At 40.9% G+C, this 15,808-nt stretch carries 19 protein-coding genes; 4 read left to right on the forward strand and 15 right to left on the reverse strand.

The window, feature by feature from the left end:
• Positions 1–2: 2 nt before the first annotated feature.
• The 4 genes from ftsZ (at position 3) to PTQ34_RS02920 (ending at position 3,047) form a co-directional block, all read left to right on the forward strand.
• Positions 3–1,154 (forward strand): cell division protein FtsZ, encoded by a 1,152-nt coding sequence (gene ftsZ, locus PTQ34_RS02905; protein WP_273931986.1) that lies wholly within the window; start codon positions 3–5, stop codon positions 1,152–1,154.
• 94 nt (positions 1,155–1,248) lie between these two features.
• Positions 1,249–1,644, forward strand: coding sequence for a hypothetical protein (locus tag PTQ34_RS02910; protein WP_273931987.1), 396 nt, complete (start codon positions 1,249–1,251; stop codon positions 1,642–1,644).
• 24 nt (positions 1,645–1,668) lie between these two features.
• Entirely contained in the window at positions 1,669–2,511 is an 843-nt protein-coding gene (gene cmoB, locus PTQ34_RS02915; protein WP_273931988.1) for a tRNA 5-methoxyuridine(34)/uridine 5-oxyacetic acid(34) synthase CmoB, read from the forward strand.
• A gap of 8 nt (positions 2,512–2,519) precedes the next feature.
• The gene (locus tag PTQ34_RS02920) at positions 2,520–3,047 is read left to right on the forward strand and encodes a hypothetical protein (RefSeq protein ID WP_273931989.1); all 528 of its coding nucleotides are present in this window, start codon (positions 2,520–2,522) and stop codon (positions 3,045–3,047) included.
• A gap of 494 nt (positions 3,048–3,541) precedes the next feature.
• On the opposite strand, the gene PTQ34_RS02925 is transcribed toward PTQ34_RS02920, so the two are convergent.
• From PTQ34_RS02925 to PTQ34_RS02995, 15 genes are all read right to left on the reverse strand, one after another.
• Positions 3,542–4,108 carry a tetratricopeptide repeat protein gene (locus PTQ34_RS02925; protein WP_273931990.1) on the reverse strand — a complete coding sequence of 189 codons (567 nt, stop codon included), beginning with the start codon at positions 4,106–4,108 and terminating at the stop codon, positions 3,542–3,544.
• Positions 4,109–4,143: 35 nt separating this feature from the next.
• Positions 4,144–5,052: a radical SAM protein gene (locus PTQ34_RS02930; protein WP_273931991.1), complete on the reverse strand. Its 909-nt coding sequence runs from the start codon at positions 5,050–5,052 to the stop codon at positions 4,144–4,146.
• Positions 5,052–6,092 carry a uroporphyrinogen decarboxylase gene (hemE, locus tag PTQ34_RS02935; RefSeq protein WP_273931992.1) on the reverse strand — a complete coding sequence of 347 codons (1,041 nt, stop codon included), beginning with the start codon at positions 6,090–6,092 and terminating at the stop codon, positions 5,052–5,054. Before hemE ends, PTQ34_RS02930 begins: the two co-directional genes overlap by 1 nt.
• A gap of 55 nt (positions 6,093–6,147) precedes the next feature.
• Positions 6,148–6,270 (reverse strand): hypothetical protein, encoded by a 123-nt coding sequence (locus PTQ34_RS02940; RefSeq protein ID WP_273931993.1) that lies wholly within the window; start codon positions 6,268–6,270, stop codon positions 6,148–6,150.
• Positions 6,271–6,347: 77 nt separating this feature from the next.
• The gene (locus tag PTQ34_RS02945) at positions 6,348–6,524 is read right to left on the reverse strand and encodes a hypothetical protein (RefSeq protein ID WP_273931994.1); all 177 of its coding nucleotides are present in this window, start codon (positions 6,522–6,524) and stop codon (positions 6,348–6,350) included.
• Between the two features lie 14 nt (positions 6,525–6,538).
• Positions 6,539–6,907 carry a DNA methyltransferase gene (locus PTQ34_RS02950; protein ID WP_273931995.1) on the reverse strand — a complete coding sequence of 123 codons (369 nt, stop codon included), beginning with the start codon at positions 6,905–6,907 and terminating at the stop codon, positions 6,539–6,541.
• Between the two features lie 10 nt (positions 6,908–6,917).
• Positions 6,918–7,940, reverse strand: a complete 1,023-nt coding sequence (locus PTQ34_RS02955) for an aspartate-semialdehyde dehydrogenase (protein WP_273931996.1) — start codon at positions 7,938–7,940, stop codon at positions 6,918–6,920.
• A 64-nt stretch (positions 7,941–8,004) separates the two neighbouring features.
• Positions 8,005–9,117 carry a sigma-54-dependent transcriptional regulator gene (locus tag PTQ34_RS02960; RefSeq protein ID WP_404814900.1) on the reverse strand — a complete coding sequence of 371 codons (1,113 nt, stop codon included), beginning with the start codon at positions 9,115–9,117 and terminating at the stop codon, positions 8,005–8,007.
• Between the two features lie 54 nt (positions 9,118–9,171).
• Positions 9,172–9,822: a hypothetical protein gene (locus PTQ34_RS02965; RefSeq protein ID WP_273932000.1), complete on the reverse strand. Its 651-nt coding sequence runs from the start codon at positions 9,820–9,822 to the stop codon at positions 9,172–9,174.
• Positions 9,798–10,238: an LPP20 family lipoprotein gene (locus PTQ34_RS02970; RefSeq protein ID WP_318532612.1), complete on the reverse strand. Its 441-nt coding sequence runs from the start codon at positions 10,236–10,238 to the stop codon at positions 9,798–9,800. The genes PTQ34_RS02965 and PTQ34_RS02970 overlap by 25 nt, the downstream gene beginning before the upstream one ends.
• Positions 10,239–10,374: 136 nt before the next feature.
• Positions 10,375–10,806 carry a ribosome maturation factor RimP gene (rimP, locus tag PTQ34_RS02975; protein WP_273932001.1) on the reverse strand — a complete coding sequence of 144 codons (432 nt, stop codon included), beginning with the start codon at positions 10,804–10,806 and terminating at the stop codon, positions 10,375–10,377.
• Between the two features lie 9 nt (positions 10,807–10,815).
• Positions 10,816–11,193 (reverse strand): 30S ribosome-binding factor RbfA, encoded by a 378-nt coding sequence (gene rbfA, locus PTQ34_RS02980; protein WP_273932002.1) that lies wholly within the window; start codon positions 11,191–11,193, stop codon positions 10,816–10,818.
• Between the two features lie 109 nt (positions 11,194–11,302).
• Positions 11,303–12,223, reverse strand: coding sequence for a formate dehydrogenase subunit gamma (locus tag PTQ34_RS02985; RefSeq protein WP_273929901.1), 921 nt, complete (start codon positions 12,221–12,223; stop codon positions 11,303–11,305).
• The gene (fdh3B, locus tag PTQ34_RS02990; RefSeq protein WP_273932004.1) at positions 12,220–12,840 is read right to left on the reverse strand and encodes a formate dehydrogenase FDH3 subunit beta; all 621 of its coding nucleotides are present in this window, start codon (positions 12,838–12,840) and stop codon (positions 12,220–12,222) included. The genes PTQ34_RS02985 and fdh3B overlap by 4 nt, the downstream gene beginning before the upstream one ends.
• Positions 12,841–12,842: 2 nt before the next feature.
• Positions 12,843–15,803 (reverse strand): molybdopterin-dependent oxidoreductase, encoded by a 2,961-nt coding sequence (locus PTQ34_RS02995; RefSeq protein WP_273932006.1) that lies wholly within the window; start codon positions 15,801–15,803, stop codon positions 12,843–12,845.
• Positions 15,804–15,808 lie beyond the last annotated feature (5 nt).

The raw sequence follows: 15,808 nt of genomic DNA on the forward strand, positions 1-15,808 counted from the left end.
AAATGGGTTTTACAATAGAAGAAGCAAAAAAATCTGCTTTTGAGGCAAAAATCAAGGTTATTGGCGTAGGCGGTGGCGGTGGAAATATGATAGACCACATTGTCCGTGAAGGTGCTATAGAAGAGCTAGAAAACTTAGAGCTAATCTCAGCAAATACTGATGCTCAAGCCTTGATAAACTCAAAAGCACACACTACAATACAACTAGGCGAGCGCACATCAGGCGGTCTTGGTGCTGGAGCACGCCCCGAAATGGGTAAAAAATCAGCCGAAGAAAGCTATGAAGAAATCACAAAGGTTTTAGATGGAGCAAATCTAGTATTTATCTCAGCTGGCTTTGGTGGAGGCACTGGCACAGGTGCAGCACCAGTTATCGCAAAAGCCGCAAAAGAAGTAGGTGCTTTTACAATAGCTATAGTTACTACCCCTTTTAAAATAGAAATGAAAAAGCGCATGAACACAGCCTTAGAAGGACTAAAAGAACTTCGCAAAGAATGTGATAGCATCATCGTAATCCCAAATGAAAAGCTACGCAGTGTGGCTATGAAGGGTGCTGGCATAAAAGATGCCTTTAAAATCGTAGATGAAGTGCTCAGCGATGCAGTTAGCGGAATGTGTGCTGTAATCCTAAAATCAGGCGAGAGCGATATAAACATAGACTTTAACGATGTTAAAACTGCTATGAGCCACCGTGGCAGTTCTTTGCTTTGTATGGGCAAGGCTAGTGGAGAGGGCTCAGCGCAAGAAGCTGTTAAAAACGCTACCCAGTCGCCTTTACTAGATGATATAGAACTAAAAGGCGCAAGAGGTCTTATAGCAAACTTCAAAATGCACCCAAGCCATCCATTTGATGATGTTTATGAGGCAATGGAATTCTTAAATGGTCTAATCGGTGATGATGGAGAAGATCCGGATGTATTCTTTGGTACTTGGACTGACTCAAAAATGCCAGAAGATGCTGTAGAGGTAACTATAATCGCAACTGGACTTGATGGAAAAGAAGAAAAACTTGACAAACCAGAACCACAAAAATTACAAAAAACAGGTACTGATGATTTGTTTTCAAGTTTTTATAGTACCTCACCATCTCGCAAGGTAGATTTGGACAAAGTAGACCTTGACCAGCCAGCTTATATAAGACGCCAGCAAGACTAAGGCTTTTTAGGGAATTCTAGAATTCCCTAGATCTAGAATTCCCTAAAAAAGTTTTAGCAATTCTAGAGTTATTTTAAGATATTTTGGGGATTTTATGCGTGCTTTTATCTTTGCTTTGCCACTTGTGTTTAGTGCTTGTTATCTAAATGAGCGTGGAATTTCGAGCACTTATTATAATGATTGCAAAGCTTATTATGACGCAGCTGGAGTTTATCATGAGGGCTGCGAGCCAAATATCATTGAGTTTAGCGATGCTAAAAAGCTAGTAAATGCCAAAAAAACAGCAGCCCAGCAAGAACTAGAAAAGGCAAATCAAGAGCGCGCAAGAGACGAGGCTGCAATAGACAAGCTTGAAGAAGACTTTGAAAAAGAAGAAGAGCAAGCAAGAAAACGAGCCACAAAAGCTGCTAAAGAAGCCACTAGAGCTGGGGAGCTAGCAAATAAAAAAGAAGAGCAAGACAACCAAGAAACAAAGGATTTTGGCGAGTAAAAATCTGCCAAAAAAAGCAAAAATATGAACTACGACGAGCTAAAACTTCGCTTAGATGCTTTGGACTTTGAGCTAAAAAGTGCTAGTTTTGGTGATTGCGTGGAGCTAGATTTTGCTAGACTTAGCGATGAGAGCGAGATTAAGAGCATTGCTAAGGCTCTTATGCCGTGGCGAAAGGGTCCTTTTAGGCTAGCAGAGCTTTTTATCGATAGCGAGTGGCGAAGTTTTGTGAAGTTTAATGCTCTTTTACCGCATTTTGAGGCAAACGGCAAGCGTATAGCTGATGTGGGCTGTAATAACGGCTATTATATGTTTCGCCTAAATGCTCTTGGCGCAAGGCAAATTGTGGGCTTTGATCCATCAGAGCTTTTTAGTTCGCAGTTTGCTTTTATAAATCATTTTTTAAAAACTAGCATTATCTTTGAGCGTTTGGGGGTGGAGGATTTGCCTGCTTATGCGGCGAAAAATGGAGCATTTGAGCTGATTTTTTGCCTGGGTGTGCTTTATCACAGAAGCGATCCGATTTCTGCCTTAAAACAGCTAAAATCAGCCCTAGCCAAAAATGGAGAGCTTATACTTGATACGCTTATTATAGACAGAGACGATGAGCTAGTGCTAAGCCCCGCTAAAAGCTATGCTAAAATGAGCAATGCGTATTTTATCCCTAGCCTAAGGGCGCTTGAGGGCTGGGCGGCTAGGGCTAGATTTAGTAGCTTTGAGCTGCTTTTTACTAGCGATACAGACTTAAACGAACAGCGCAAAACACAGTGGATAGGCGGACAGAGCTTAAATGATTTTATGGGTAGCGATGGGCTTACCATAGAGGGCTATCCTGCGCCAAAAAGAGCATATATCAAACTAAAATAGGTAAGAAAATGGCAGAGCAAATCCAAGAAGAACAAGAACCGCAAAATGTGATGGCTGACGAAGCCAAGGAGGAACAAGAAGCCTATGAAGGCGATATGGGGATAAACTCCATCCTGGATGAGACTTTTGCTGGTATGGTAGTAGCTGCAAGAGAAGACTATGCTAAAACTCGTTTTAGAGTTACAAAAGATATGACTTATGACTCAGAGGGCTTGGCGTTTAATGGCTTTGTCTACACAGCAGCTAGCTGGGCGGCGCAAGTGGCTATAAACAAAGAATATCAAATCTCAGTAGCCTCAAAAGTAAATTTTTTAAGCCCTGTTAGAATCGGCGATTTTATAGATTTTGAGGCAAATGCATTTTTTAGCGAGAGCAAAAAGCAAGATGTGCGAGTGGTGGGCTCTGTAAATGAAGTGCGTGTGTTTGAGGGGACATTTTCAATAATCTTGCTTGAAGATCACATCCTTCGCATACAAAAACGCCAGCTTGATAAACAAGCCAGAGAAAGCCGCGAACTAAGAGCAAAACAAAAATAATAGCTTTTAGGGAATTCTAGAATTTGCTAGGGAATTCTAGAATTTTTTTAGGGAATTTTAGTTTAAGGAATTCTAGTTTTGGGGTTAGGGGGTATTTTACCTAGGAATTCTAGAATTCCTAAGACTAAAATTTCCACAAAAACGCAGATAAAGAGTGGGGGTTTAGGGCGTAGCTCTTATAAAAAGCAGCGGGGTTTGCCCCACTAAAGCGAGCAAACATCTAAAATTCCTAGCAATAAAATCTAGAATTCCTAAGGATAAATTTAGAATTCCTAGGCAAAAATCACTAGGAATTCTAGAATTCCTAAGCCTTGTGTCATCCCCCGACTTGACCCTAGGATCTCATCACAAATAATCTAGAATTCCATATAGAGATCCTCGGGTCAAGCCCGAGGATGACACAAAACAGCTGGGGGATGACATAGTAGGGAATTCTAGAATTCCCTAGCAAAAACTAGAATTCCCAAGCTAAAATCTAGAATTCCCTATAGCCTTTACTCGCTCACTTTTTCGCAAGCTAGCATTAAGCCTAGCTCACAGGCTTTTTGATAGTATTTTTGTGACAAAGTAGTGTTTGACTTTTTATATATTTCGCCAGCGAAAGCGCAAGAATTTGCCTCGCCACTTTGGCATATTTTCTCATAGAGCCTTAGGGCTTTTTGGCTCTCGCCGTGGCTTCTTAGCAAAGTAGCTAGTTTGTAGCAAGCACCGATATGCTCGCCATCGCAGGCTTTTTGATATAGCAGGCTTGCCTTTCGATAGTCTTGCTCAAAAAAATCCCCAAGGCTAAAGCACGCACCAAAGACGCTTTTGGCACAAAGGCTATCAAGCATTTCATAAGCCTTTTTGCTATCTTTTGCCACGCCGTCTCCGTCCCTGTAAGCAAGAGCTAGAGCGTAGCAAGCGTATAAATCGCCCTTATCACAGCCCTTTTGGTAGAGCAAAAAAGCTTTTTTAAAATCTCTTTGTGCGTAGGCATTTTTTGCTAGTTCTAGCTCGTTTTGCCCAGCGCATAGGCTAAAAAACACAAGCAAAAGAGCAAAAATTTTATTTATTTTCATATCTTTTAAAGCCCAAAAAATCCAGAATTCCCATGCTATTTAAGCTTATAAAACTCCACGCCGGCGCAGGTGTGTATGGCGACTTGCCCAGAGTTTAGCAGATTTTTTAAAATCTCTTTTGAACTCTCACAAAAGCCGCTCTCTATATCAGCTACGCTTTGTGGGCGAAGTGCTAAAAGCTTTAAAATTTCACTCTTGCTAAGCTCTTTCATGCTAGCAGGTGCCTTTCTAGTAGCGACAAATACAGGCGCAGCTGTTATGAGCGAGGCTAACTCTCTTAGCCTTTCTTCGCTTATAGCCTTGGCATTTGCGTAGGCTGGTGGGCGATCAAGCGTTGAGATATCCACCCTTGCTGGCTTTATTTTGCTAAAGGCAGTATTAAGAAGCTCAAACTCACGCTCGCTGTCATTTAGACCCTCTAAAACCAAAACCTCCATCACAAGCTCGCCTTTAAACTCACGGGCAAACTGGCTCATATTTGCTATAAGCGTGCTTAAATCAGGCTTAGCAAGTGTGCGGTCGATCTTTCTGTAAGTAAGCGGATCTGCGCTATCAAGGCTAAATTTCACAATATCAAGCTCTTTAAGGCTTTCTAGAATTCCTTTATCCATCGCCCCAGAGCCATTGCTTAAAATTAACACTTTTTGCGTGCTTTTTATAGCATTTATTTGTGTGATTAGCTCTTTTAGATATGGATATAAGGTCGGCTCGCCATTTGCTGTAAGCGTAATAACATCAGTTGCGCCGTGCGTAGATATAGCCTTTTTTAGCTCACTTATTACAAGCTCTACACTTGGCGGATTTGCTATATTGCCCCTCACTTTTGCAGGGGCTAGCTCGCAGTAAAGGCAGTCAAAGTTACAGCATTTTTGCTCTGGGCTTAGATCAATGCCAAGCGAGCTACCAAAACGTCTAGATGCCACAGGACCAAAGATAATAGCCACTATTTTTTACCTTTTATCAGCTCTTTTGAGCGTGAGCGAGTGTAGTTGATAAAATGCCTTGCGTGCTCTACGCTCACATCTGGAGTGATACCATGACCTAGATTCATAATGTGTCTTTTGCCACCCATAACGCCCAAAATCTCATCAACGCCGTCTTCGATAGCCATTTTATCAAATAGCCTTGCTGGTTCTAGATTGCCTTGAAGCACATATTTAGCTCCAAGAGAGTTTTTCACGCTTGCTATATCGCACTCCCAGCCAACTCCAAGCACATCAAAATCGCCATCAAGCTTTGTGATAAATCCACCTATGCCTTTTGGAAAGACGATCACAGGCACATTTGGATGCTCTTTTTTGATATGAGCGCAGATTTCTTTGATATAGCTCCACGCAAACTCATAATAAGCCGAAAACTCCAAAGCCCCAGCCCAGCTATCAAAGATTTGAATAGCATTTGCACCAGCCTTTATCTGCTCGCAAACATAGTCTTTTAGGGCGTTTGTAAGCTTTCGCAAAATAGAGTGAAGCAGCTGCGGATTGCTATAAAGCATTTTTTTGCTTTTCTCATAAGTTTTTGAGCCACGGCCTTCTATCATGTAAGTTGCTAAAGTCCAAGGCGCACCGCAAAAGCCGATTAGAGCTTTGTTTGGCGCAAGGCTAGCACGAGCGATTTTTAGAGCTTCATAGACATAGCTTAGTTTTTCTACTGCTCTATCGCCACTTAGTTTATCAAGGGCTTTTAGCTCGCTTAGCGGCTTGGCAAAAACAGGGCCTTCTCCAGCTTTAAAGCTTAAATCCATGCCCATTTCAAGCGGCAGCACCAAAATATCGCTAAAAATAATAGCCGCATCTACATCAAGCTCATCAATAGGCTGTAAAGTGGCCTGGGCTGCCTTTGCGCTATCTCTACAAAAGCTGATAAAATCGCTTGTAGTAGCTCGCAAAGCACGGTATTGTGGTAAATACCTACCAGCTTGGCGCATCATCCAAACAGGCGTATACTCAGTCTCTTTACCCAAACATGCATCAATAAAAATCATTTTTTACCTTTTAAATTAGATTTTAATAATTTTAAAAATTTTATCTTAAAAATATTTATATTTTTTCTAAAAAATGTAGATATTCTACTACACTATCTGCTTTATGTTCTCTTTTACTATCTGCTTTAAATCTGCGGTATTCTTTGGTAAAACACTCATATTTACCGTATTTTGACATAGTTTTTTTTATTTCATCTGGACTTATAATTCCTTCGTTGTTGTAACTAAGAAAAATTTGCGAAAATTTAGCAGATTTTAGTAAATCATCAAGTTAGATCTTTGAACTCGCTCTTGAATTGTGTTATTTGGTGTTTTTCTGCTATTCTTATCTTTAAAAAGCCAAATGTCGTTATAAAGTTGTTTGAAACTAGCAAAAACACCGTTTTTTAGCATTATTTGTTCTATGGCTTCATCATAAGTTAGATTTAGCATAAATTGCCTTTAATCTAGAATTCTAGAATTCTAGAATTTTCATCGGTATTATCGCGTAATTTTAATCTATAAAAATCACTTTTACTTTCTTTCATTTGAGAGCTTACAAAATCTAAAATCTGCGGATTTAAATCAAGTCCTATGAATTTGCGACCTAGTTTTTCACACTCATAAAGCGTAGTACCAGAGCCACAAAAGGTATCTAGCACTACCTCACCTGCTTTTGTAAAGCGAGAGATTAGTTGATATGGAATTTGTGGGATAAAATTTCCGTGATAAATATTTTTATGCTTACCAGTTTTATCCCTACTAGCAAAGAGCCACAAATCATCGGTTAAAATATCAAGTTCTCGCCAGTGAGACAAATCCAAATCATTTATCATTTTTAGTATTTTAGTTCTCCCCAGCCCAGATTTGCGCTATTCTTACAGCATTTGTCGCAGCTCCCACGCGGATTTGATCAGCGCAGCACCAAAGGTGTAAAATCTTTTTATCAAAATTATCAGAGCGAATTCTACCTACATAAGTTTCATTTGTATCGCTTGAAATGCTTGGCATTGGATATAGCTTCTTGCTTGGCTCATCGATTACTACCACGCTTGGAGCTTTGCTTAGCACCTCTCTTGCAGCTGCTGCATCCACCTCACGCTCAAAGTGAATTGTAATAGCCTCGCTGTGGCTACGCAGCACTGGTACACGCACGCAAGTGGCTGAAACCTCGATTTTTTTGTGAAGGATTTTTTGGGTTTCATTTACCATTTTCATCTCTTCTTTTGTGTAGTCATTATCCAAAAACACATCAATATGCGGAATTACATTAAGCGCAAGGCGGTGGGCAAAAACCTTTGGCTCACACTCATCAAGCTTAAACTCAAAGAACTTTTGCATTTGATAAACAAGCTCTTCCATGCCCTCTTTGCCAGCACCACTTGCTGCTTGGTAGGTAGATACATCCACACGGCGAATGCCAAAAGCATCATTTAGCGGTTTTAAAAGCTGAACCATTTGGATTGTTGAGCAGTTTGGATTTGCGATTATTCCGGTATTTTTCCACTCTTTTACATCGTCTGGGTTACACTCAGGCACTACTAGTGGCACATCTGGCTGCATTCTAAAATGACTAGTATTGTCGATGACGACTGCGCCGCTTTCTGCTGCGAATTTTGCGTATTTTTCGCTCACCGAACCACCTGCGCTAAAAAACGCAATATCCACCTCATGCTCGCTAAATGTGCTCTCGCTTAGCTCTTTTACCTTATATTTTTTGCCCTTAAACTCGATTTCTGAGCCAGCTGAGCGAGCTGAGCCAAGTGGCAAAACATCGCCTACTGGAAAATCAAGCTCTTCAAGCACTCTAAAAATCTCTTCACCCACAGCGCCAGTTGCGCCTACTACTGCTACAGAATATTTTTTCATTTTTTATCCTTTTTAGGAATTCTAGAATTCCCTAGTTATTTTTTGTGATTTTATCAAATTTTTTTTAAATTCCAAGGTCGCTTTTAGAAATTTCTTCGCTCTCACTTAAAATCGCAGCTCTTTCAATTATGCTAACAAGCTCTCTTATATTTCCTGGATAATCATAAGCTAAAAGTGCTTTTAGAGCGTCTTTTCCAAGCTTTTTTGTCCCTAGATTATAGCTGCTGCTAACTCGCTTTAAAACTGAGCTTGCAATACCTTCAATCTCATCTTTTCGCTCTTTTAGTGGCGGGACATTTAAAGGTATGGTATTTAAGCGATAAAAAAGATCCTCTCTAAACTCGCCGTTTTTTATCTTTTCGCTAAGGTCAGCATTTGTGGCTGATACGATGCGAACATTGATTTTAAAGGTTTTTGAGCCACCAACTCGCATTAGTTCTCGCTCTTGGATTACACGCAGTAGTTTGGCTTGCAAGTTTGCTGGCATTTCGCCTATTTCATCTAAAAACAGCGTCCCACCATCAGCTAGCTCAAAAAGCCCTTTTTTCGTGGCTGTAGCGTCTGTAAAAGCACCTTTTTCGTAGCCATAAAGCTCACTTTCAAGCAAATTTTCTGGGATTGCAGCCATATTTATTGCTACAAAAGGCGCAGAGCTTCTTGGTGAGTTTTCGTGTATAAAGCGAGCAAAAAGCTCTTTTCCCACGCCACTTTGTCCATTTATCATTACACTTGCGTCCGTTACAGCTGCCTTTTTGGCTGTTTTTAAAAGAGCCTCAAGCACAGGCGAACTGCCAAAAAATGCGCTTTTATTTGGCTCATCATCGCTAGAATTTTCTATGATTTTTACAGCCTTACTGGCTGGTTTTTCATCTCGCACCTTTCTTAGCACAGCTACAAGGGCATCAGCATCAAAAGGCTTAGTTAGAAAATCCCTAACTCCAAGGCGTAAACTCTCAATCGCACCGCTTAGAGTGGCATTGCCTGTCATGATTACTATATCATATTTTCCGGCTAGTTCTTTGGCAAAAGCAAGTCCGTCCATGCCTGGCATATTTATATCAGTTACTACTATATCAGTATCTTCTGGCATTTTTTTTAGCGCATCAAGGGCTGATTTAAAGCACTTTATCTCAAATTCCTCATACTCGCTAAGTGCGAATTCCAAGGACTTGCGCATATTTATATCATCTTCTACTATGCTAACTTTGGTTTTAGCACTCACTTTTTATCCTTACTGGCTGATTTTAGCTAGGATTGTAGCACCTTGCGCCTTAAAAATCGCTATGAAATGAATAGGAATTTGCGTGATATTTGTGTGAAGCTTTGCTTTTTGCTTGGCTGCTTTTAGCTCATAGCCTGAGTATTCTAGCACTTTAAAAGGGCTTTTTGTAAAGCAATCGGCTAACTCTTCTTCGTGCGAGCGAAAAAACTCTATCTCACTTTGCCCAGCCACTTTTGTAGCCCTTAGTTCGCAAAAAGGCAAAAACTCGCTCTCATCGCTTTTTTTCATCGCTTTTGAGATTGCTATCACTCTAGTGCTTAGCATTTGATTTGTAGTAAAAAAATGCGCCCAAAATATATACTCATCGCTTTTTGCTGGATTTAGGCTTTTTGTGGGGCTATTTTTAGAAAATCCGCTAGTGTTTTTAGTGTTTAAAGGAATTCTGCTATTTTGTGAATTTTGCTGTTTTGATGGTGTTAAGAGAATTTTAGAATTCTCTGCTTTGCTGAGATTTTTATCGCTAGGAATTCTAGAATTCCTAGTAGTTTTTGGTGTTTTTTGTGGTTTTTCTTGGCTTTGTAAGGCAGGCTGGAGTGATTTTACATACTCAGCCTGCGCTAAAAAAACTAATGCTATTAGTAGGCAAATAGTCTTTCCCATGTAGCCTTATCCATTTGAACTTCCATCTCAACTCTGTAAAGTCCGTCTTTGTATTGCTCATCAACGATAGCTGCGTTTTTTACTAGACCATGAACGCGTGCTTCGATGATAGAGCTTTTTAGCATTGCGTCTTTTACAGTATCTTTAGCGTTGATTTTTACTCCAAATAATTTGGTTGCGATTTGGCGTTGCGCATCAGCGATAGCTGCTCTTTTTGCAAGTGCTCTAGCTTGTGCTGGGCTGTAAGTATCTAGTGGTGGCACACCATCACCAAATGCTGTAAATGTAGCTGTTGGCACAGTCTCAAAGCCATAAACTTCAGCCTTTGGCTGAGCTGGTGCAAGAGAGATATCGCCTCTTTGCGAACAAGCTGTAAACGCAAGTGCTACAGCAACAAAAAGTAAAGTTTTTTTCATTGTAAACCTTTCAAAATGAATTTTACTGCTTAATAAGCAAAAGGTGTTCCAAAAATTTAGAATTCCTTGTGAAAATGCTAATATTTTAGCATTTTTAGCTGTTTTTGATAGCCAGGAATTCTAGAATTCTAGAATTTTAGAATTTCTGCCACTCTATAAAAGTGCGAGCTTTTTTAATATCATTAAAAGAGATTTTTTGCTCGCCCTCATCAGCTAAAATAGTGATTATTTCATTATCCACAGCTTTTATATCACCTGTGATTACGCTTTTATCATTTAGCGTTATTTTTGCTTTTTCGCCAAGAGAGAGTTTAAAATGCTCTATTTTAGTAAGCTTGCGCTCTAGCCCTGGGCTTGAGACTTCCAAAAACCATTTATCACCTGAAATAGGCGGCATTACATCATAAATAGGGCTTAGCATTTGGCTTACTTTTTGGCACTCATCTAGGCTAACACCACCGCTTTTTGTGATATAAACTCTATAAATCGCGTGCCCATTTTCACTCACGCTCTCAGTATCATATAGCTCGCAGCCAAGTTCTTTTATGATTTTTTCAATTTCACTCATTTTTGTCCCTTATTCTTTTGCTTTTTTGCCAGTTTTTAGCTCCATTTCAACCTTGGCAAAGAGCGCATCCATCGCATTTTGACGCTCTAAAATATCATCAAATTTAAAATGAAGCTTAGGTGCTCTAAACCACCCCTCAGTTTCTAAAATAAAGTTTTGTATCACAGGGCTAACACGCTTTAAATGACTTAAAATATACGCCTGCTCACGCTCATCAAGCATCATTTTATCTAAATACACAAAAGCATCATAGCGACCCCTTTTACACTCCACATCAGTTACACAAAGCCCATGCAAGAGCTCATCATCAAGCGTGCTTAAAGCCTGTGGTATCAGCTCTTTTAGCACACTTTGCGTTCTTAGTAATTTTATTTGTGCTGGTGTCATTTTTAAAGCCTTTAACAATTTTTAAAAGCTGATTATAGCAAAAATTTTTTGAAGTTTTAAAAATAAGGGTAGGGAATTCTAGATTGAATTCCCTAAAAAAAGGCAGAAATCACTGAGCTTTATACTGCTCTTCGTATTTTGAGCGTTCTATTTTGCCTTTTTTGCGAAGTTCTTTATACCACTCGTGGTGCAATATAAAAACCTCTTCTTCTTCTTTATAGCCGTGAATCATAGAGTGTATCGCTCCAGCAATGGCAAAGCAAGCCATGTAGATATGAACTAGCAAAAACACAGCGCAAACTATGCCAAGTGCGTTGTGAATTATCGCTGAGATGCGAAGCAACTCGATTTGGCTAATGCCAAAAATATCTCCGCCATTAAAGTCCAGAAAATACATCGCTGCACCTGTGATTATCATCACAAGTCCACCCGGAAATGCTATCCAAAACCAGCTTTTTTGCCCAGCGTTAAACTTACCAGCAGGCACTGGACGCTTTTTCTTGCTTAGATAGCCACCCACGATTAGCATCCATTTTATATCATAGATTGCTGGTAGCATGCGTTTTAGCCAGCTAAAAAGCAGCGGCAGCACAGCTATACAAAAGATAATTGTAGCTATGCCATGAGCGTTTTTAGCAAATCTCACAAACGCACCACCACCAAAGCTCTCGCCCCACATCATAATAGCACCAGTTGGCACTAAAATTATCCAGCTAATAGCTGCTAGTGCGTGCATAGCGCGAATAAAGGCGTTAAAGGCATAAATTTTTTTGCCGTGATGATCAAAGTGCTTTGGCCCAATAACTAAGTAATGTAAAGCAAACGCGACCACCACTGCAAGCACCAAAATCACAAGCGCATAGGCAAAATAATGCCCACCTTGTAAATTCACCCAAAGTGGCGCAAAGCCATCAGTGTAAGTATCTATGTTTAAAAGGCGAGCCTGCCCCCAAAGGGGGCTATCTTGCTGGTTTGACCCATCAGCAAAAAGTGGCGCTAAGCCAAGCAGTAGCCAAGATAAAAGTTTCATACCCTAGCTCCAGCTAGCTGCGCTAGATTTGCGTATTCGCCATTTAGGCTTAGATCATCGTTTTTGCGGTTTGCGTTTCTGCCTAGCACGCGTTTTCTATACATATTAGACACTTCTACAGCATCACCTACCAAAAGAGCATTTGTCGAACAAACAGCAGCACACATAGGAACCTTGCCCTCTGCTATGCGGTTTTGTCCGTATAGCTCACGCTCCTCATGGCTATTTGTAGGCTCTGGGCCACCTGCGCACATGGTGCATTTATCCATAGCACCTTTTATGCCAAAGGCGCCGTCTCTTGGAAACTGTGGCGCACCAAAAGGACAAGCATATAGGCAATATCCGCATCCTATACACTCTTTTTTATCGTGAAGCACTATGCCATCTTCACGGATATAAAAGCATTTTACAGGACAAACCTGCGAACAAGGCGCATCTGTGCAGTGCTGACAAGCAATAGTGCTAGAAATCTCTCGCCCCTCTATACCTTCATTTAGTGTGATAACCTTGCGGCGATTTATACCCACAGGCACTTCGTGTGCTGAGCTGCAAGCCACTTGGCAAGCAAAACAGCTAGTACAGCGGTTAGTATCCACATAAAACTTCATTCTTGCCATGGCTATTTCCTCTCTTCATCAAAAAACTGCGTTTTAAACATACTTTGATCCTCGCAGCGCTCTAGCTGACAAAGACCAGCGTTAAACTCTGAAATCTGCGTAACAACATCAAAGCCGTAGTTTGTAACGATATTTGAGCTCTCGCCTATGGTATAAGGCTTAGTGCCCTCTGGATAGCGAGCTGAGAGATCCACTCCTTGCATCACGCCAGCGAAGTTATACGGCAAGCAAATACGATCAGGCGTAACAGAATGAGAGTAAATACATTTTACCTTTATCTTTGTGCCTTGTGGACTTTTTATCCACATGTATTCGCCATCAAGAATTCCATATTTTCCAGCCAAATCAGGATTTACATGCGCAAACATTTCAGGTGTGATATTTGCTAGGTATTTGCTTGTGCGCTCTAGCATACCAGCACCGCTTAGATTTACAAGGCGCATAGAGCTGATTATTACAGGGAAATCCTTGCTCCAATCCTGTGCTGTTTGCTCACTAATAAACTTAGTAGAAACACGGAAATTTCGCTCTTGATCGCCAAAAGTAGGGTATTTTTCTACCAAATCTTTGCGTGGACTGTGAATTGGCTCACGGTGTTTTGGAATAGGATCAACAAACTCCCAAACCATAGCCCTAGCCCTAGCATTTCCACACGGACTTACGCCTGCTTCTTCGCATTTTTTTAGGATTATGCCTGAGTAGTCCATACTCCAGCTTGGTCCCATTTGCGCTTTTTCTTCCTCAGTTAGTGTGATACCTAATACGCTTTCTATGTTTTCTTTAGTAATTTGCGGATAGCCACCTTTTACTTTTGAGCCAGCGATTGTTACACTCTCATCAGCTAGCTGGCTTACGCCATTATGCTCTAGGCCAAAGCGGTTTCTAAAGCCCATACCACCTTTCCAAACAGGAGTAGTTATATCATACATCACAGGTGTGCCAGGGTGGTTTTCATTCCAGCACGGCCATGGAAGTCCATAGTACTCGCCTGCTACTTCTGTGCCTTCTCTACCTTTTAGAGTATTTGGATCAAAATTTTGCCAGTTTGCTTGGTGGCGTTTTAGACGCTCGGCGGTTCTGCCCACATTTCCTATGGTTTGAGTACATCTTGCGATTTCATTTGTAGCATCATCAGGCCAAACCCAGCTGTCTTTTACCTGCTCAATCTTGCCGTTTCTAAAGCCTAGCATCATGCCTTTTACATACTCATCATAAAAGCCAAATTTCTTAGCAAAAAGCATCATAATCTCTTGATCTTGTTTTGCTTCAAATATAGGTTTTACGACCTGAGTACGCCACTGCGCTGAGCGGTTTGTAGCACTTACATAGCCGCTACTTTCAAACTGTGTGCTAGCTGGCAGGATATAAATGCCATCTTTTCTATCACTAAGAATTGCCACTTCATTTACAAAAGGCTCAACTACAACAAGCATATCAAGTTTATTTATAGCTTCTTGGATTTTTGTAAGGTGAGCCATAGAAGTAATTCCTGTGCCTTGAACCCAAAGCACACGCAGATTTCCGCTTGAGAAGGTGTTTTCTTCTTTTAGCACACCTTGCCACCATTTTGAAAGAGAATATCCTTTTTCATTGCGCCAGTTTCTATCCTCTGGGTGCTTTTCATCGTAGTAGAAATACTCTTTAAAGTTTGTATTTTCTACCGGTTCGCCTAGTTTAGCTCGTGGCTCTTTTACGCTTACAGCAAAGCGTTTTACAAACTTCTCATAGTCTTGTCCCCAGCCCTGACAATAATGCTTCCACGCCGCATCACCTAGACCATAATAGCCTGGCAAGCTATCAGCCAAGTTATTCATATCAGTTGCGCCTTGGACATTGTCGTGACCACGGATAATATTACAGCCGCCGCCTTTTTTACCCATATTGCCAAGTACAAGCTGGATGATAGAGTAGATTCTAGTGTTTGAGCTACCAACTGAGTGTTGCGTAACGCCTAGTGCCCAAGCTAGAGTTGAAGGTTTAGAAGTAGCAAAGATTCTAGTGATTTCTTCAAGTTGCTTAGCTGGAATTCCAGTTACATTTTCAGTTTCCTCTGGTGTCCATTTCTCGGCTTCTTTGCGAATTTCATCTATTGCGTAGGCCTGAGTGCGGATTACTTCTTTATCCTCCCAGCCGTTTTTAAAGATAAGATGAAGCATTCCATAACCAAATGCTATATCAGTTCCTGGGCGGATTCGCACATAATAATCAGCTTTTGCTGCTGATTTTGTATATACAGGATCAACTACTATTAGCTTAGCACCAGTTCTATCTTTTGCTTGTAAGATATGCTTCATAGCACCCACTGGGTTTGCTACAGCTGAGTTTGCACCTATTAGTAGTATTACTTTTGAGTGTTCGGTTAGATCACCAAAGTGATTTGTCATAGCGCCATAACCCCATGTATTGGCCACACCGGCCACTGTTGCGCTGTGTCAAATGCGTGCTACGTGATCTATATTATTTGTTCCCCAAAATGCCGCAAATTTGCGGAAATAAAAGGCTTGTTCGTTGCTAAACTTCGCTGAACCCAAAAACTCCACGCTATCAGGGCCATCTTGTTCTCTAATCTCAAGCATTTTTGCGCTGATTTCATCTACTGCTTGCTCCCAGCTTATGCGCTCCCATTTTCCATTTACTTTTTTCATTGGGAATTTTATGCGTTGTTTGCTTTTTGTAAGATCAATTTGATCTATACCTTTACAGCAGTGAGAGCCTTGTGAAATTGGGTGATTTATAGCCATTTCTTGGCGAACCCAAACGCCGTCTTGAACCTCTGCTTCTATGCCGCAACCTGCTGAGCAGATTGAGCAGATTGTGCGTACTGTTTTTGAGCCTGGATATGGATCAGGCACTTTTTGCTCGCTAGCTTGTGCGATTTTGTCGCTACTAGCACCAAAGGCTGTGCTAGCAGTAGCTCCAAGTGCTGCAAGCTTTAAAAACGAGCGTCTTGATGCATTTGCCATCATTT

This window comes from Campylobacter magnus, from assembly GCF_028649595.1.
Lineage (GTDB): Bacteria > Campylobacterota > Campylobacteria > Campylobacterales > Campylobacteraceae > Campylobacter > Campylobacter magnus.